Origin of the sequence: Pseudomonas sp. VD-NE ins, assembly GCF_031882575.1 — a bacterium.
Lineage (GTDB): Bacteria > Pseudomonadota > Gammaproteobacteria > Pseudomonadales > Pseudomonadaceae > Aquipseudomonas > Aquipseudomonas fluorescens_BZ.
On the sequence record NZ_CP134772.1, the window covers coordinates 1572405 to 1590997 of the forward strand.

General features: G+C 55.5%; 9 protein-coding genes. 4 read left to right on the forward strand and 5 right to left on the reverse strand.

Annotation, left to right across the window (positions count from 1 at the left end):
* Positions 1-104: 104 nt before the first annotated feature.
* Positions 105-5441 (reverse strand): SET domain-containing protein-lysine N-methyltransferase, encoded by a 5337-nt coding sequence (locus tag RMV17_RS06875; protein WP_311886090.1) that lies wholly within the window; start codon positions 5439-5441, stop codon positions 105-107.
* Positions 5442-5786: 345 nt separating this feature from the next.
* Between RMV17_RS06875 and RMV17_RS06880 the strand changes: the two genes are divergently transcribed.
* The 3 genes from RMV17_RS06880 to RMV17_RS06890 are packed head-to-tail and all read left to right on the forward strand — an operon-like array spanning position 5787 to position 13451.
* Positions 5787-7031: a glycosyltransferase family 4 protein gene (locus RMV17_RS06880; protein WP_311886091.1), complete on the forward strand. Its 1245-nt coding sequence runs from the start codon at positions 5787-5789 to the stop codon at positions 7029-7031.
* 1 nt (position 7032) lies between these two features.
* A complete protein-coding gene (locus RMV17_RS06885; RefSeq protein WP_311886092.1) occupies positions 7033-7887 on the forward strand; it encodes a hypothetical protein in 855 nt (284 codons plus the stop codon).
* 2 nt (positions 7888-7889) lie between these two features.
* The gene (locus RMV17_RS06890; protein ID WP_311886093.1) at positions 7890-13451 is read left to right on the forward strand and encodes a calcium-binding protein; all 5562 of its coding nucleotides are present in this window, start codon (positions 7890-7892) and stop codon (positions 13449-13451) included.
* A gap of 69 nt (positions 13452-13520) precedes the next feature.
* On the opposite strand, the gene RMV17_RS06895 is transcribed toward RMV17_RS06890, so the two are convergent.
* Complete coding sequence (locus tag RMV17_RS06895) at positions 13521-14633, reverse strand: enoyl-CoA hydratase/isomerase family protein (protein ID WP_311886094.1); 1113 nt, start codon at positions 14631-14633, stop codon at positions 13521-13523.
* A 132-nt stretch (positions 14634-14765) separates the two neighbouring features.
* Between RMV17_RS06895 and ung the strand changes: the two genes are divergently transcribed.
* Entirely contained in the window at positions 14766-15458 is a 693-nt protein-coding gene (ung, locus tag RMV17_RS06900; protein WP_108225992.1) for a uracil-DNA glycosylase, read from the forward strand.
* Positions 15459-15583: 125 nt separating this feature from the next.
* On the opposite strand, the gene RMV17_RS06905 is transcribed toward ung, so the two are convergent.
* Genes RMV17_RS06905 through RMV17_RS06915 form a run of 3 tightly spaced genes read right to left on the reverse strand, consistent with a single transcriptional unit; the run spans position 15584 to position 18585 of the window.
* The gene (locus tag RMV17_RS06905; RefSeq protein WP_311886095.1) at positions 15584-16618 is read right to left on the reverse strand and encodes an AbrB family transcriptional regulator; all 1035 of its coding nucleotides are present in this window, start codon (positions 16616-16618) and stop codon (positions 15584-15586) included.
* Positions 16611-18125: a tripartite tricarboxylate transporter permease gene (locus RMV17_RS06910; RefSeq protein ID WP_007911435.1), complete on the reverse strand. Its 1515-nt coding sequence runs from the start codon at positions 18123-18125 to the stop codon at positions 16611-16613. The genes RMV17_RS06905 and RMV17_RS06910 overlap by 8 nt, the downstream gene beginning before the upstream one ends.
* A 1-nt stretch (position 18126) precedes the next feature.
* Positions 18127-18585, reverse strand: a complete 459-nt coding sequence (locus RMV17_RS06915) for a tripartite tricarboxylate transporter TctB family protein (protein WP_311886096.1) — start codon at positions 18583-18585, stop codon at positions 18127-18129.
* Positions 18586-18593: the final 8 nt, after the last annotated feature.

Below are 18593 nucleotides of genomic sequence, written 5' to 3' on the forward strand. Positions count from 1 at the left end.
ACCAGGATGAAGTCAATTGTACAACGCACCCGTAGCAGCTTTGGCGCCCAAACTATCAGCTATCAGCTATCAGCTATCAGCTATCAGCTATCAGCTATCAGCTATCAGCTATCAGGATCGGGCTTGATGGCGATATCCGGTATCGGCTGATAGGTCAGTCCATAGTCCACCAGCAGTTCTTCACCTTTTTTGATGTCGTTCAGTGCCACATAGAACGTCAGGTTTTTTCCAACTGCGATGGTAATGACGTTATTCGACTTCCATGCCGGCTGATCGCCCAGTTGCGAGGTATTGATCAGGCTCATTGTATTGCCCGTGTGCAGCGCACTCACCGAGCGTTCGCCCGAACGTGTACCGAACAAGTAGGTCAGCACCGCGCGTGAACCCTGTGTGCGCATCTCCTGAAACAACGATTGTTCTGATTCATGGAGTTTGCCTGCGTACGGTCCAAGCACTTCAAACTTGGGAATATCGCGTATCGCCCACACCGAGGTGCCGCGAGGGGGGCCGTCATCCACGGCCGTGGCCACTTCCAGATTCTTGTCAAACCGCGACTGATGATGTCCTTCGCTATGCAACCAGTCTTTGATCGATTCCTTGATCTGCTTTGCAACGCGCTTTCGTTCTGCGCCTTTGAGACCGTCAAGCAGGCCATTCCAGTTGGCGATAGCGATTTTATCAAACGACGTTTCGGCGGATAAGGTCCGGCTGATTCTCCAGTTTTTCGGATCCTGCAGAATCGGTAGCGTGTTGTCGATCTCATGAGGACGCAAGAGCGAGGTAATGCCGGGTTCAACCTTGATGGAGACAGGCAAAATGTCCGAAGAGGGGCCTGGAACTTCTTCGGCACGCTCAGGCGTTTCCGCGGGTCTTTTTGCTGGCGGTGATTCCAGCGAGTCCTGCGCCGGGCGCTTTTGTGACGTACCCGGTTCAGGTTGCCGGCCTTCAAGGCGTGGCCTGCTACTTTGCCCCGTGCCTTCGATACGCAGCAAGGCGGGTTCTTTCAATGTGCCGTCTATGTCGACGTAGCTTATCCATTGGCGTGGATCGAGTCCGTTCTGGCGCATGAAATCCTTCGCCGTAACGGTGTTGTCCGCAAGCTTGAAAATCGAGTCCCACTGGCGTAAGTGCTCGTCGGTAATCACGTTATAAGTAAGGTCTTCTACCTTCTGTATCAGGGGCTGTCCTTTAGGCCCAGGACGTCCATCGGCCCGTACATAACTGTAGAGGGTATTCGAATGAAGATGATAATGACCGGCAAATCCTTCAACGGTGATCTTGTCTCGTTCTGGCTGAGACATGTTCTGCCAATAACTGACATGTATTTCATCCGGCTTGTTGAAGGGGAGCACGGCAGGACGCTTGAACACTAGTACACCGGTCGCGCTCAGCTCGCCGTCAGGCTTCACGTAGTACTCAAATGTTTTCCAGGGCAGCTTGTTCTGTTGTGCAAAGCCCCGGCGTGTGAGCCTGTCTCGCTCCGCTTGCGGCAAGTTCTTCCAGTCCTGCAAATGTTTGGCAACGATCCTTTGCGTGCGCACTCTAGAAGTCTGGCCTGGCAGTTGCTGGGCTACATCGGGCAAAACAGTGCCTCGTGCTCCACTTCCGATACGCTGCCTGGCTTTGGTTCTGAGCGTTCCATCGACTTTGACGTACGTCTGCCAGCTAACAGGGTTGATTGCGTGTTGTTGAACGAAGTCCGCTACCTCCGTGCGGGAGTCTTTGCTCTGCCTGGAAAGCAGGTCCCACTGACGTAAATGTTCATCGGTCAATTTGTTATAGGTGCCACCGGCTGCTCGGTGCAGCAGGGATTGTCCTGTTGGCTTCAGGCTCCCATCGGCACCCACATAGCTGCCAAAGTTACTCAAGCGAATATTATGATGACCGCAAAACCCTTGAATTGTCATGGTGTCGCGTTTTATCTGGGGCATGTGGTGCCATTCACGGACATGCGTTTCGCTTATCCGATTGAATGGCTGGTCTGTCGGGCGGTCACGCACGCGTACGCCGGTTTCGCTCAATTGGCCGTCAAGCTTCACGTAGTATTCAAATGTTTTTTTCGGCAGGTTATGCTGGAACGCGAAGCTTTCACGGGTGAGCTCCGGTTGCTTTGCTTGAAGCAGTTTCTCCCATTGCCGCAGGTCCTCGGCAGTGATCTTCCGGGTTTTGCCCTCCAGAATCCGGCCGGGTACCTCGATTTCCCGAATCACCTGTGCATCAGGTTGCTGAGTGGGTACAGGTTGGTCGGTGTTTTTTCCTGCCTTGTTGAGACGTTCGACCGTTGCCTCTTTCAGGGATCCATCTCGCTTGACGTACCTCTGCCATAGAGAGGGGTTGAGCTGATGTTGATCCCTGAACTGCGTGGCTGTCATCACATTGCCCGGTCGCCTGAAGATCTCATTCCACTGCTGTAAATGGTCATTGGTAATTTTGTTATAGGTACCACCGGCCGCTTTGTGCAGCAGCACTTCGCCCTTCGGCGCCAAGCTACCGTCGGTTCTTACGAAAGCTCTGAAGGTTTGTGTGTTTAAGTGATGGTGACCGGCAAATCCCGCCATGGTCGTTTTGTTACGCTTGGCCTGCGTCATGCCCTGCCATTCAAGGATTTGCGCTTCGTTCGGCACATTAAAGGGAGTGTCGACGGGGCGCTCAAGCACCACCTTGCCGGCATCGCTCAATGTGCCGTCAAAATTGACGTAATATTCGAATGTTTTTCGAGGTAATAGATACTGTTGGGCAAATCCTTTGCGGGTAATCAGCTGCTGTTGCGCCGGCGTCAAATTTTTCCATATCCGCAAATGCAATGCAGAAATCTCCACATCACCTCCCCCTGGCGCACCCACTCGCTGCCACCGGTCACCCTCTATATTGCGAAGCAGCAAATGGGTCTTGCGGTTTTCGTGATAAACATGGGCGTCCATCGAGCCGTCCTGCATACGCTGGACTTGTCTGACCTCGTAAACAGCCGTTCTTCCGCTGCTATCGGTATGACGGATATGGGACACGTGCCCATCGGCAGCAATATACAAGCCTCTGCTGTTGGGTGAGAGCCCGGCGATTGTAGATTCGGGCACGCTGAAGTGACCGAACATCCTGTAGCTCAGATCGGCCAGATCATCGAAATCCGCGTGGTGCAACTTGCCGGCGACAGTCTGGGTGGCGACCACGAAGTCGTCGAGCGGGCTGCCGTAAGGGCGCATCGTGTCGACATCAAAGGAATACCATTGACCGCTCTTGAGCACGGCGGCACCTTCGACTGTGTCGTCGGCGACTTTGATCGCACCCGTTGCCGCAGCTTCATATTGTTTACTGATAGCCTTCAATACATCGTAACGGTCGGCGGCGCCCCTGAGCCGATTGATGGCTTTGCGACCTTTGGACAGAAGATAAAGGCCCCCGGAGCCCACGAGCCTGGCCAGATCACCCAAGCCACTGACGGGGTTGAGCGCGCCGATGGTGGCGACTCCGATGACATGAACGCTTTTCAACACTTTGGCGCCGGTGGAGAGAACCGTGCCGGCTATCTTGATCAGTTTTCCAGCGGTGGCGGCACCTGCGGTGAGAAAACCGAAAATATCCAGGGTGAGATCAAACACCGCCTCGCCGTAGTTGCCCTTCTGAATATTGGCGATGGCTGACCTGAAGGGGATCAGGTTCAACAAGAATTCGCCGAGTGCCTTGGGCTGGTAGTATTCGTCCAAGGGGGTCTGGCCGCGAGCCAGGTCTTTTATTGCCGGGTCGTCGAGATCAAGGTGTTGCACAAATGCGTTGGCAATCGCATGGGATCGAGCGCTGTTGAAGCTATTGAGGAGCGAGTTGCTCACGGCGTGTTCAAGAGCCAGATCGGATGACGCATCCCGGGGCAACAGTGCCTGGGTCTTGAAATACTTGTTCGCCTCCCTGGATTCCTTCAGCTTCGCCCGGTACAAACCCGTCCGTTCAATCGTGTCTTTGTTGATGTCGATTTCGTACGCCTGGATATTGCCGTTCAGTTCGGTCTTGATCAGCAGTTCCGGTTCATTTGGGCAGGGCGTATGGTTAAAAAAACCATCTGTCACGAATGAGCTTTGCTGGAAAAAAGTTATTTTTCCGAATTCGAAGTTCTTTCTATCCTCCAATGGCAACTGCGAGATCAGGTGTCTGACCGTTGTATTGACGGCGGCCTTTTTATCCTCGATGGCACGGGTGAACTGGCGGTCGAAGGCCTCCCGGACGCCAAACGTCGGGTTGTTGTTCAAGGCCTCCACCTGGATGCGCGAATCCCGCGACACAAGCGGCCTCGGATTCGGTAAATCCATCATGGCGTAGTCCAGCAGCGAATGGCTGCCACTGAACCCGTTTTGTTCGCTGTTCCCGCGATACACGTCAGTAGCGAGGGCTTTGACTTCGAAAAGCGCACCCAAATCTCCGAACCGTTCTATCAGCACCGCCAAGGCGATGTTTTTCCGCGTTGGTATTTCTTTGTCCAGTATTCCGGAGGCCGAAAGCCGATCATCGAGTTGTTGGTTGAATGCCGTCCTTACGCTGTCCAGTTGTTCAGCGGTGTAGGTGTCATCGTTTCTTTTCGTGATAATTCCGCTGGCGACCGCCCAATCGATCAAGGCGGCTATCTGGGCATATTGGGTGAACGTTGGCTCAGCCAGCCGGGCTTTTTCGGCCTCACTCATGACTTCGGCGAATGTCATGTCGGGAATGTTTCCCGGTGCCTGAGCTTCGATGGTCAAAGCCGCAATGGTCAGATTGGCCCAAGCCTGGCTAGCGATTCTCACACTCTGGGGAATGTCTTTGATCAGAAACTGCGGGGCCGACCTCGCCAGCAATAGGTGCGCCGCCACGGTTGCCAGCGCGGCACTGGTTCTGCCTTCACGGCTCAAGTGATCAGCCAGGCCATTCACGACCACCGATGCGCGTTGCCCCCAATGCAGGTCACTGGTCAGATCGAAGCCTGCTACTTTGCGGCGATCGGGGGTGGCAATCGATTCAGGGTCCAGCTGCAGTGCAATCCCGGCCAGGAGGTAATCCGTCACGCTGCGATCGCTGTCGATGCCTTGCATCCTTTGTTGCAGCGCTTTGCCCATCAGTTGCCCCTGCGGAGAATTGATCAGCGCTTCGAGTATCTGGACCGGATCATTGCCCACGTGCGTCGGGAGGGGCTGGCAATAACGCAGGAATTCCAGCACGCCGCCCCTGGTTTGCATCACCAGCGGCTGGTCACCCAAATGGTGCGCATGATTCATCGTGATAAGGCGCAGGCGCCGTTGTTTGTCCGCATCCAGGGGAATCGGCCAGGACAATGCCCCTCCAGGATTACCCAGCGGTTGCCGGATGGCACTGGTGCCTGCATTTGACGAGTCGGTGTCGTCAGTTCCAGGCGCGGCATGATCGTCAGGGGAGAGCAGGTGATTCTGCGAAGGTGTGAGTACGAGGGTATTGCCCGTCATTAGACTGTCCATAGTCAAAGAGTCATCCTTGGGAAGGCGCGGGTTGGCGCTTCCAGCGTTCACGAGTGTAAAAACACTCCGTGAGCAAACTCCATAAACCAAGTATGAGACTTTGCGTACAGGCCTGATAAACGCAGCGTTCTCTGGTAAATCCACGCAAATGAAAGCGGCGCTATTAGCGCCGCTTTTTTGTGCCCGTCGAAAAAGTCGTCCCGTTAGCCATCTCCTAGGGCATTCCCAGACGCTTCCTACAGTTTCATTCCATTGCATTTGTTAGCGTTTGTTCCTGCCGATCGAGGTGAGCAAAACTCAGTTCAATAGCGGCGAATAAAGGACGATGCCGCTATGAAGCTTCTTGTGATTCACCAAAACTTTCCGGGCCAGTTCCGTCATGTGGTGCTGGCGGCAATTGACAGGCGTCATGAGGTTTTGGCGATAGGTCGGGATACGGCGCCGGGTATCGCAGAGGTGAAAATATATCGATACCGCGCTGCCAGCAGAGCATCGGGCGATATTCACCCCTATCTGACCCGTTACGAACAAGCGGTGACTGATGGACAGAAAGTTTTTGAAATTCTGAGCAGGCTGAAACAGGCGGGTTATCGGCCAGATGTGATTCTCGCTCATCCCGGATGGGGGGAAACGCTCTTCGTCAAGGATGTCTATCCCGACACGCCGCTTATTCACTATTGCGAATTTTACTATCGAGCGCAGGGCGCGGATTCCGGGTTCGACCCTGAATTCCCGCGAGCCACAAGGGAGTCATCAAGGCTGCGAGTGCTCAATTCGCTGCATCTTTTGAATCTCGAGCAATGTGACATTGCCATTGCACCCACGCGGTGGCAGCGCAGTCTGTTTCCGGCAGCTTATCAGTCGGCCATTCGGGTTATTCACGAGGGCGTCATTCAAAGTGCTTACCTGGCGAAAGCTGGGGCAGTCAGGTTGCCCAATGGAGTCGAGCTGAGAGCTGGGCAGCCGATCGTTACTTATGTCGCGAGGAATCTTGAGCCCTATCGCGGGTTTCATAGTTTTATGCGAGCGATCCCGCATATTCAGGCTGAGTATCCCGATGCGCAGATAGTCATAGTGGGCGGTGATGCCGTCAGTTATGGGTGTAAGCCGGTTGGCTATGCAAATTGGCGCAGCAGGATGGAGGCAGAGGTAAGTTTCGATCATTCCAACGTTCATTTCACAGGGAAGCTTCCTTATCAGACTTACCGGGCAGTTCTGGCATGTTCAAAGGTGCATGTTTATTTGACGTATCCGTTTGTTTTGTCGTGGTCGTTACTGGAGGCGATGGCGGCTGGGTGTGTGGTAGTAGCGTCAGATACGGCTCCGGTAAGGGAGGTGATCGTTGATGGCCACAATGGAATGCTGGTGGATTTCTTCGATCATCACGGTATCGCCAAACGTATTGCCAGGGTTCTTGATTGCGTTGATGAGTACGACTGCCTGCGCAGCGCCGCGAAGTTGACGGCGAGCAGATTTGATGTGAAGTACGGCACGAAACAGTACTTTGAGGTATTTGAAAACGCGACGTCCGGGCATCTGAAGAAACAGCCTGATCCTCAGTTTGACAGGGAGATTTGAAATGCTCCGGATGTCGCGTAAGCAAACGGTTAAATGGTTTAAGAAGTTGTTGAAATACGGCGTGGTTATTTATGTCTGTTATTGCGTGGTGGATTTTTATATCCGTGAAGAAGAAGTCGCCGAGGCGATGGCAATCTATTACGCGGATCAGGAGGCCTGTCAAAAGAAGCTGGCGAGCATGAAGCAGGTGCCCATACTGGGCGGCAGCTATGTGGATAAGACTCTGGTGCCGGAGTTTTATGTTGGCATGCCTGAATTGTCGAATAAGAAAGCGTGCCTTGCCAATACGCTCAAGGGGCATTTCTGGTGGACCGGGACGGGCTTGCGCCGGTACCAGGATCAGAGCCTGAAGTCGATTCCTGAAAGTTGGCGTCTTTATAAATTGACCGCCGGGCTTTATACAAGGAAAGAAACTACCGAGCCCCATGAACGGGGTTATCGGCATGTCAACTGGCCGGACGAGTTGATTGTGAAGTTGAAAAATTATCCTGGGTTGGAGCTTTGGCTTAATGCGCCTCCGCCGCATTTCAAGAATGAGGCTTCCGTTAGAACGTTCGTCATCACTGGTTGGCCGCGGCGTGATGGCACGCCTCGGTTGATAGACTGCGACGGTTTGATTCGCCCGGCTTCCGAGGAACAACTGACTGACGAGAAAATGGCAAAGTTCAGCAGAGCCGAATTGGAGGCTTTGAATTTCGGAAAGTTAAATTTTTTCTGCACCGTGAATCTGGATAGCTTTGACTTTGCTGGGGGGCACGGTAGCGTGAGTCTCGGTCTATCGTCATTACGCGAAGCACCTGAGATGCTCAAGTTTCTCAGTGCTTATCTTTCACACTCTGTTATTACAAGGAAGTAACGATGAGTTATGTTTTTAGCGATATTGAAAAAACCGAAATATTTAATGCTGCGAATATTTGTAAAGGTATAAGTCTGCGCTCAGAAAAAATTCGGTACGATGCGCTGAAATTAGTTGGGGCTAGCTGCGCTCCCCTGTATCAAAAGCTATTCGATATTATTGGTGGAAGAATTTCTGAAGTTTTCGCCGTCAATGAGGAGTCTGGAAAAGTTCTTGAAAGCGCCAGGCTCTGGCTTGCCGTGGCCATTGATGCCAACGGTGGAAACGGTGCCTACTCCGCCCTGATTCGCGGTTATACCTCGCGGCAAGGTGAACTGAGACTGAATAAAATCTTCAGTGGAGACCTGATGCAGCTGTCATCGAATCAGGTCGCCGCCAATTTCATCAATACCTTGATCGACGGATCCCTCGCCGGTCGACTGGCACCCTGGACGGTTCCGTCCATCAGCCAGATTGCAGAGATTGATGCCAGTGCGATCGGCAAGGCACTGTTTAGTGAGGCTTGCGGAGAGAAGGATACAACCGTGAGCCATAACGCCGGCTGGTCCGGGACAGTCGGATTCAGCCTGTTGGGTGGAGCACCGCCCTATGAAACCTGGAGATTGATCACCGCTGGTGATTCGCAAGGGGAAGATGGCGGCCCGCCGACTCAAGCAAAAGCCAACAGGCTCGATGACTACAAAAATATTCTGTTCGCCATCGATTCATACAGTGTCGGCCTGCGAGCGGCGATCAGTAATTTCGGCGTCAACCCACTGCAAAGTCTGCTTTCCGTCGTGCCAGAGCAAATCAATATCGCGCTCGCCAGTGGCAGCCTCAATCCGCTGATTCAGCATGTCGTTCAAGGCACGCCGGTTTCCGTCGTGGTCGACCTGATATTGCGCTATGGCCAGAATGAATTCCTCGACATGTTCAAGCGCACCTACGACGGCGATTCAGCAGCGTCACCTACCACCGATGAAACCTTCGCCACCAACGCCTACGTATTCTTCTCGGCATTTTCACCCGAGCAGTCCCAAAGCATCGTCACCCGATCAATAGGTGAATACGGAAACGCGGATTCATGGGCAAAACTGGCTGGGGAGTCGACCCCCGTCGGCCTGTCGTTGCGCAATTCCCTGAAGCAGCTCAGTGAAATCGTCATTGAACGCGATGACGGTTATCCCGGACGCGGACTGGAGCTCTACGATCCGCTGACCGGCGAAGGTTTCATCACCGCGCAATGGCTCGCCGATCGTGCGCAAATGTTGGCCCGGTTGATTGCCCGAACCCAGGGCTCGTTTGGAGAACAATCGCTGCAGAAGTTTTCCTACTCCGATCTCGCCTCAGCCAAACAGGTGCCGATGACCACCGGTGTGTTGAACCCGCTGGTCATGTTCGGTGATGACGGCACGCGGTCTTTCGCGGGCGGTGCGAACACTGATCATCTGTATGGCGGCGCGGGCAATGACACGATCAACGGCCTGGCAGGTCACGATGTCATCGAGGGTGGACGCGGCAACGACTTGCTTGCCGGAGGCGACGGCAATGATGCGCTGTACGCAATGGCCGGTGATGATGTTTTGCTCGGAGGAAAGGGCAACGACACTTTGATCGGTGGCGCAGGCAGCGACCGCTATGAGTTTTCCAGCGGTGATGGCATCGATGAGATCTTCGACGCCAACGCCAATGGGCAGCTATGGATCAACGGCGCGCCGATTCCTTCACTCAAACGCCGCGCCCCTTTGAGCGATGTCTGGTCGACCGAGGATCAGGCCATTACCCTGACTCTCATCGAAGAACTCAGCGAACCCACGCTCAACATCAAATATGGCCTGAACGATCTCGTCGTTATCAAGAACTTCCGCCCCGGGATGCTGGGTATCCGACTTCCTGAACACCAAGACCCTACGGTCTCTGCTCCCGACCTGGTTCTCGAGGGCGACTGGAAAGCGAAAGATATCGACCCCAATGTTCCCGGGGATCAGTTCTCATACGATGAGCTGGGCAACGCCTTGCTATTGGCCAACGTAAAACAGAGAAACAAGGCCGATGTGCTGTACGGCTCTGCCAAGGACGACGTCATTCTCGGACTTGGCGGTTCTGATCGATTATTCGGCAAGGCCGGAAACGATCAGTTGTTTGGGGATAAACAGACGACGCTCGAAAAGGCCATGGCCGCTGGCGACGTTAAAGGGAAAACAGCTCGAGGTGATTGGCTTGATGGAGGGGCAGGCCACGATTTGCTCATCGGTACGGCATCCCAGGACGTGCTTCTGGGCGGTAACGATCGGGATACGCTGATTGGAGGTGCGGGAGATGACGTTTTATCAGGGGATGAAACGACCGGCGCGTTGGAGCAGAAATGGGGATTCACACGCGTCAAAGTTCTTATAGACGGTGGTGTCACCAGTCACCGAACTGTCTTTTCTAAGGCCTCCTTCAATAGTTCGACGCAGGGCGATAACGATGTTCTCTACGGTCAGGGCGGTCGCGATGTTCTCAATGGCGGATGGGGTGAGGATCTGCTTGATGGCGGAACTGAAGATGATCTTCTTTGGGGGGATGGCGGGAATGACACGCTGGCTGGAGGAAGCGGTAACGACACAATGATGGGAGACAACCTCGATTGGGGCGGTGGACTGCAAAGCAAACACCATGGCAACGATGTATTGGACGGTGGCAGTGGCGATGATTGGCTCGCTGGTAACGGTGGAGCCGATGCGATGTATGGTGGCTCTGGCAATGACACTCTCCACGGGGATGACGATGTACTGAACGGCGTTGCCGGTGACGCCGCCCACTTTTTTGGAAATGACCTGCTGGACGGTGGTGCGGGAGACGACACACTTTTGGGGGGCGGGGCGGATGATCTGCTGTTCGGAGGTGAAGGTAACGACGCGCTGGCCGGGGACAATGCTGAGCATCCGGTTCGTTATCACGGTAATGATTTACTTGATGGTGGAGCGGGCGATGACACACTTCAGGGAATGGGTGGCTCCGATACTCTGATCGGCGGGGCAGGAGCTGACGCGATGGATGGCGATGTGTCCAACCTGCAGTCAGGTGGAATCAACAATGATTACCTTCAAGGCGATGAAGGAAACGATACCCTTCTGGGAGGCTTGGGCGCCGACACGCTTTATGGCGGCGCTGATGATGACATTTTATCCGGCGATTACGAGCAGACAGCGGAGGCTGAACACGGCGCAGATTATCTGGACGGTGGATCAGGCAACGATACCTTGCTGGGCGGTGGTGGCAACGACACTTTGTTGGGCGGGGAGGGTGTAGACCACCTTCGTGGAGATTCAGGCAATAACGTTTTTGATGGCGGGGCCGGTAACGACGTGATGGAGGGCCATGACGGCGCTGATGTTTACTATTTCGGGGTGGGTGATGGTCTTGACGTTATCACCGATTCAGGTGGCAGCAATGTCATCAAGTTCGGTGCCGGGTTCTCTGCGGAAAGTCTGAAAGCCGACATCATTGATGTTTCCGTAGGCCGGGTATTGCGGCTGTTCAATGGTGAGGGGGACGCCATCCTTATCAGGAATTATGAAGAATGGAAGAATTCAACGTTCACGTTTAGCGATGGTGTCATTCTCGGCTATCAAGAGGTCATGAAAAAAACGCTGCCAGCCGTAGATATCATCGAACCGCCAGCAGGGGAAGGAGTGCTGGCCAAAGAAGAAGATAAACACATCATTGCAGACGAAGACCCGGTTGCTGTTCCGGGCCAATCAGGGATCGTTGTTCCTGGTGAGGAACGAAGTAATGCCATTGATCATAATGTTGGCTGGACAGACAGGTTCCTGGCGGAGCTCAAAGCAAAGCGCTCCGCAAGCAGGCATGCAACAGGCTTTACCTTGAGCAAACCAGGTGTCTGGGTTCGTAACCATATAACCACCAACGATACGGGTTATATCACCCACACTGATGTGATCGATGAAAGCATCGAAACGGGGGCATTGTCTGAAACGCCTCAATGGATGGGGTCTGCCACTGGCGATGCGGTATTTAGCGAAAGACAGTCAAGCTTTACATCCCAATCCAGTTTTCGAGAGGTAAAGAAAGAGGGCATTACGTCGCCGTTATTACTGGAGCCACGTTATTTTCGATCTGGCACTGCCAGCGGTTTTTCATTCAAAGTCGGCGACGTAATTATTGCAGATAGAACAGATTCAGGTGCTATCGAAGGATGGTACATCTATCCTGCTGAAAGTTTCACGGCGGGCGAAACTGTCCGCAAGGAATTTCGGCGGGATGTCACAACTGAAGCGATCAAACATAAAGTTGTCCACGGCGACGATGTCGGTGGGCGAGTTAATGTCGAAGTCGGCAATCTTTTCCAGGGTGGTGCAGGCGATGACCTGATCGTCGCCTATTCTGGTGTTCTACTTGATTACGACTATATTAATGACAGGATACCGGGTGCCTTTCTGTCCGCCGGGGCGGGCAATGATACCCTGCTCGGTTCTGAAGGCGCTGATTATTTATTGAGCGGCGCTGGGGATGACTACCTGTACGGTGAAAACGGTGCCGATACTTACATCGTGCAGGCACATGTTGGCGCAACGACCATTATCGCGGATGTGCTGAATCCGGTTTTTCTCCGACCTGAAGTAGGTGTTGCCGGATGGAAGGACGAGTATGGATTAGTCGATCAAGATACTGTCGTGCTTCCAGAGGACGCGACGCAGGAGAATTTGCAGCTCAGTTGGGGCGCAACACTCATTGAAACAGTGAATGTTGGGTTGGCAACTGATCCGCGTCGTGATGCCTATCGCCATCCGCCTCGGGCGAAAATGCTCTATTCGACACTCGATATTAAATGGGGTGGGTCGCAGAAAGTTCGCATTGTTCTACCCAATGCCGGAGATATTGAGGGTTCCGGTATCGAGGTTATAAAGTTTGCAGATGGATCAAGCGTTACTCTCAAAGAGCTGTTTGGCTCCAGTCAGCTGGGTCCTGCCCCGGATACTTATCACAATGGTCTGTTGGTCGATAATGCGGCCAGTGCCAAATCTATGAGAGATGGCCAAGCGCTCCCACTGGTGGGAAGTCACGGTAATGACACGCTAAGCGGCGCAGGTGAAATCAGAGGTATGCATGGACATGATGCGCTGATGGGGAGTGTCGACGATGATGTGCTGCTAGGCGGTCCCGGTAATGACACGTTGTCTGGTGGTGCTGGCAACGATCTCTACAAATACGATGGTCTTGGAAGAGACTTGATTAATAACACCGGGGGTGGGATCGATGGAATCGATTTTTCTGGTGTGGGTATACCTATTGAACAATTAAGGTTTCATCGCGATCAGGAAGATCTTGTCATAGTGGTCTGCTATGGCATGGGCCCCAAGGTTCGAGTGGCTAATCATTTTTCTGGAGGCGAAAGCGCGATTGGGTTCATAAGGGTTAGCGGCGAAGGAGAAACGGTTAAAGACTACACCGCAGCGCAAATTGCCGAACGACTGCATCCTCTTCCGGCACTGCGTGATGTGGAGGATATTCTTGTAAAAGAAAATGAAGAGTCGCAACTCGCGTTGGCCGAGATAATCAAGTTCTACGAACTGAATTAACTGTAATAACGTCAGTTTGAGAGGGCCCGCGATCGAAGACGAAGGTGACCATCGCGGGCAATCAGTACTTCAATACTGCGTCAAATCCGCCAACGGATGCCGCCCCTCCCAGACCTTGTGAAAGTGCGCCTCGACCACCGCATCCGGCACGTTATTGATATCCGGCCAATGCCAGTGCGGCTTCTGATCCTTGTCGATCAACCGTGCGCGAACCCCTTCGCTGAACTCCGGATGCCGGCAGCAATTAAGGCTCAGGGTGTATTCCATCTGAAAGACTTCGGCCAGCGACATATGCCGGGCGCGGATGATCTGTTCCCAGACCAGATGTGCGGTCAGCGGTGCGCCTTCACTCATGGTTTTGGCTGCCCGGGCGATCAACGGATCAGTGCTGTCGCGTTGCAGGCTAATGGCTTTCCACGCGCAGGTGACGTCGCTGACGTCGAGCAGTTCGTCGATCTGCTGCCGACGCGGTAGCCATTGCGCCTCGGGCATTTGCGCCACGGCCTCTTGCTGCAAAGCCTTGAGCAGGCTGTTGAGCTGCACGTCAGTCTGTTCCTGCCAATTGAGCTGCAACAGGCCTTCGATCAGTTGCGGCTGCTGTTCGTCGAGCAGGAAGCGGTCGGCCAGGTCCAGATCGATCGCATCACGACCGTTCATGTGCGCGCCGGTCAGTCCGAGGAACAAACCGAGCTTGCCCGGCAGCCGAGCGAGAAACCAACTGGCGCCGACGTCGGGATACAGACCGATGGTGATTTCCGGCATCGCCAAGCGGCTGCTCGGTGTGACAATCCGCGTACTGGCGCCTTGCAACAGGCCCATACCGCCACCGAGCACGTAACCATGGCCCCAGCAGATCAACGGTTTCGGATAGGTGTGCAGGCTGTAATCCAGACGATATTCCGCGCTGAAAAACTGCGCGGCCAGCGGTGGTACCTCGCCGGGATGGGCGCGACATGCCTCGACCAGGCTGCGCACCTCGCCGCCGGCGCAGAAGGCCTTGGCGCCGTTGCCGCGCAGCAACACACAGACGATTTGTGGATCCTTGGCCCAGGCGCCCAGCTTGTCGCTGAGGGCGTTGATCATCGGCAGGGACAGCGCATTCAGCGATTTTTCAGCATCCAGGCTGGCGATACCGATGCGGGCGCCGTCGGTGCCGGTGAGTTCTTCGAAGTGCAGATTCATCGTGACCTCGATCGGGAATTTGAACGATCAGTATGATCGTTGTGTGGGAAAGTGCCGGATCTGCATCAGATCAATTGACAAGCGTGGTCGGCTTTCCTAGGGTTCGCCCCATTGTTTTTGCCGGGTATGACCATGACTGCTGACGACCGTATCAAACTCGAACCGAGCTGGAAGGAGGCACTGCGTGCTGAATTCGACCAGCCTTACATGGCAGAGTTGCGCCAGTTTCTGCAGCAGGAGCGGGCGGCCGGCAAGGAAATCTATCCGCCGGGGCCAATGATTTTCAACGCGCTGAACTCGACGCCGCTGGATAAAGTAAAAGTGGTGATCCTCGGTCAGGACCCGTATCACGGCCCGGGCCAGGCCCATGGCTTGTGCTTCTCGGTACAACCGGGTGTGCCGGCGCCGCCGTCGCTGGTCAACATCTATAAAGAGTTGAAGCGCGACCTGAACATCGACATTCCCAATCACGGTTACCTGCAGAGCTGGGCCGATCAGGGCGTGTTGATGATCAACACCACCATGACCGTCGAGCGCGCCAACGCCAATGCGCACAAGGACAAGGGCTGGCAGTTTTTCACTGATCGGATCATCGAGGTGGTCAGCGAGCGCCAGCCGCATCTGGTGTTCATGCTCTGGGGCGCCCATGCGCAGAGCAAACAGAAGCTGATCGACGCGACCAAGCATCTGGTGCTGACGTCGGTGCATCCGTCGCCTCTATCGGCTTATCGCGGATTTTTGGGTTGTGGGCATTTCAGCCGGACCAACAAGTTTCTTGAGCAGAATGGCGAGACGCCGATCGAGTGGCGTTTGCCGCCCATCTGAAGGGGATCTGAAGGGCCCCATCGCTGGCAAGCCAGCTCCCACAGGATTTTGTGGGTGCCACAGATTATGTGAACACCCCAAAAACCTGTGGGAGCTAGCTTGCCAGCGATAGGGGCAACTCGGTCTCACTCGGGATTACGATTCCAGTACTTGAACAACGGCTCTGCCAGAAACAGCACAAACAACAACCGCATCACCTGCATCGCCGTCACCAGCGGCACCGACAATTGCAGGGTCTCCGCCGTCAGACTCATCTCGGCAATCCCGCCGGGCATCATGCCCAGGGTCAGCGAGCGCAGATCGAGATGGGTCAAAGCGCTCAACCCTAACGCCGCCAGTGTCGCGATCAACATGGTCAACGCCGTGCCGATCAACGTCCGCCCCATGAATGAAGGTGCGCGGCGGAAGAACTGCCGGTTGAAGTGGCAACCCAAACCACTGCCAATCAGCCACTGGCCAATCTGGCTGCCACCACTGGGTAAACCAATGTGCAGATCCCAGCCAATGCTCACCGCCGCACTCACCAGCAACGGCCCGAACAACCACGGATTGGGTTGGCGCAAACGCTGCCAGAGCCAGGCGAGCAAACCACCCGCCGGAAACAGAATGGCCAGCCAGCGGCAATCGACGCTGCCGGCATGAGCAATCGGGTTGCCATCGCCGAGCAGATACTTGAACGCCGCCGGCACACACAGCACCACCACCAGCACCCGCAAACTCTGCCCCGCCGCAACATGACTGAGCATCGCGCCATTGCGCGCGCCGAGGTTGACCATCTCCCCGGAACCGCCGGGCATGCTGGAGAAAAACGCCGTGGCGCGGTCCTCGCCGGTGCGGCGCATCAACCACACGCCGACTACCGCCGAGACACTGGTGACCAGTGCGCCGAAGAAGATCAAACCGAAATGACTGAGCACCTGCTCCATCACCACCGGGGTGAAGTGCAGGCCGATGCCGATGCCGACAATCCACTGGCCGCACTTGCGGCCGCCAGGGATTTCCGTGAGTTGCCACGGGGTCAGGCAGCGCACGAGGATGATCGCCAGCAACGAGCCGACCATCCACGGTAGTGGCCAGCCGATCTGGCTGGCGAGGTAACCGCCAAGCAGACCGACCAGCGGGGTTCCCCACCAGGATTTCAGTGAGGCGCGATCAAACATCGGCGATGGCGCGACGCGCGACCGAACGTTTGCGCCAGATGCGCAACAGTGGCATCAGCAGCATGATCGCGGTCAGTACCCAGACACCGAAGGTGATCGGGCTCGACCAGAGAATTTCCAGAGCACCGTTGGAAATCGACAGGGCACGGCGCAGGTTCTGCTCCATCAAGCCACCGAGGATGAAACCCAGCAGCACTGGCGACAACGGGAAGTCGAGCTTGCGCAGGATGTAGCCGAAGATGCCGATGCCGACCATCAGGAACAGGTCGAACGTGGTGGCGTGCACCGCGTAGACGCCGATCCCGGTGATGATCGCAATCACCGGCACCAGCGCCCAGTTCGGCACGGCAAGGATGCGGGTGAAGATGCGGATCATCGGGATGTTGAGGATCACCAGCATGATGTTGGCGATGAACAACGACGCGATCAGGCCCCAGACGATGTCCGGTTGTTGCTGGAACAGCAGCGGGCCCGGGGTGATGTTGTACAGCGACAGGGCGCCGATCATCACCGCAGTAGTGCCCGAGCCAGGAACGCCCAGTGTCAGCATCGGCACCAAAGCACCACAAGCCGAAGCACCGATTGCAGTTTCTGGCGCGGCGAGACCACGCGCGTCACCCTGACCGAATTTGCCACTGGCACCGGCGATGCGTTTTTCGGTCATGTAGGCCACGGCGCTGGCCAGCGTCGCGCCGGCACCCGGCAATACACCCATGATGAAACCGAGGAGGCCGCAACGGATGTTCACCACGAACACCGACGAGGCTTCCTTGAAGTTGAACATCATCCGCCCGGTGGCTTTCACCGCTTCCTGACCGCGATGGGTTTTCTCCAGCAGCAACAGAATCTCGCTGACCGAGAACAGACCCAGTACCAGCACGACGAATTGAATGCCGTCAGTCAGGTGGATGTTGTCGCCGGTAAAGCGGTATACGCCGCTGTTGGCGTCAATGCCGACGCTCGACAGGAACAGGCCGATCAATGCCGCGATAAAGGTCTTCAACGGGCGATCACCGGCCATGCCGCCGAGACAGACAATCGCAAACACCATCAACACGAAGTATTCCGCCGGGCCGAAGGCAATCGCCCATTTCGCCAGCAGCGGCGCGAACAGGACCATGCCGCAGGTGGCGATGAATGCACCGATAAACGAACTCCACGCCGACAACGACAGCGCCACACCGGCGAGGCCTTTGCGGGCCATCGGGTAACCGTCGAGGGTGGTCATCACGGTCGACGCTTCGCCTGGAATGTTCAGCAGGATCGAGCTGATCCGCCCGCCGTATTCGCAGCCCAGGTACACCGCTGCCAGCAGGATCAGCGCCGACTCCGGTGGCAGGCCGAGGGCAAATGCGATCGGGATCAGCAAGGCCACGCCATTGATCGGGCCAAGGCCCGGGAGCAAGCCGACGACGGTGCCGATCAGCGTGCCGGTCAGGGCCGTGACCAGGTTGTACGGGCTCAGCGCGACGCCGAAGCCTTGACCCAAATAACCGAGGGTATCCATATCAGTTCTCCAGCACGTCGAGCAGACCAAGGGGCAGCGGAACGTCCATCACACGGTCGAACAGCAGGTACAGACCGATGGCCATCAGCGTGGTCACCACGATGCTCGGCATCCAGCGACCGCCATACAGGCGCGCCATCGGAATGCCGATGAGGATGCTGCTGAGGATGAAACCCAGCGGTTCGAAGAGACCGGCGAACACCAGCAGCAGTGCGACGCAAATGGTGATCTTGGTCAGGGTTTCGCGATCCAGTGGCGGCTCGTCGTCGCTGTGTTTGATCGGCGCCGGGCGGAACACCATGTACAGCAGCGCCAAGCCCATCAGGCCGAGCATCAGCAGCGGGAAGGCGCGTGGGCCCACCGGTTCGTAGGAAAAAGCCGCTTGGTACGGCCACGCCATCAATGCCAGGCCGGCGCAAACCAGCAGCAGCACTGAGGCGAAAATGCGTTGAATAAGCATGGGAGCTC

What these genes read in the sequence shown, in the direction of transcription:
- RMV17_RS06885 (WP_311886092.1), top strand. Translation starts at nt 7,033, where the DNA reads ATGCTCCGGATGTCGCGTAAGCAAACGGTTAAATGGTTTAAGAAGTTG.
- RMV17_RS06880 (WP_311886091.1), top strand. Translation starts at nt 5,787, where the DNA reads ATGAAGCTTCTTGTGATTCACCAAAACTTTCCGGGCCAGTTCCGTCAT.
- RMV17_RS06910 (WP_007911435.1), bottom strand. Translation starts at nt 18,125, where the DNA reads ATGGATACCCTCGGTTATTTGGGTCAAGGCTTCGGCGTCGCGCTGAGC.
- RMV17_RS06890 (WP_311886093.1), top strand. Translation starts at nt 7,890, where the DNA reads ATGAGTTATGTTTTTAGCGATATTGAAAAAACCGAAATATTTAATGCT.
- RMV17_RS06915 (WP_311886096.1), bottom strand. Translation starts at nt 18,585, where the DNA reads ATGCTTATTCAACGCATTTTCGCCTCAGTGCTGCTGCTGGTTTGCGCC.
- RMV17_RS06905 (WP_311886095.1), bottom strand. Translation starts at nt 16,618, where the DNA reads ATGTTTGATCGCGCCTCACTGAAATCCTGGTGGGGAACCCCGCTGGTC.
- RMV17_RS06895 (WP_311886094.1), bottom strand. Translation starts at nt 14,633, where the DNA reads ATGAATCTGCACTTCGAAGAACTCACCGGCACCGACGGCGCCCGCATC.
- ung (WP_108225992.1), top strand. Translation starts at nt 14,766, where the DNA reads ATGACTGCTGACGACCGTATCAAACTCGAACCGAGCTGGAAGGAGGCA.
- RMV17_RS06875 (WP_311886090.1), bottom strand. Translation starts at nt 5,441, where the DNA reads ATGACGGGCAATACCCTCGTACTCACACCTTCGCAGAATCACCTGCTC.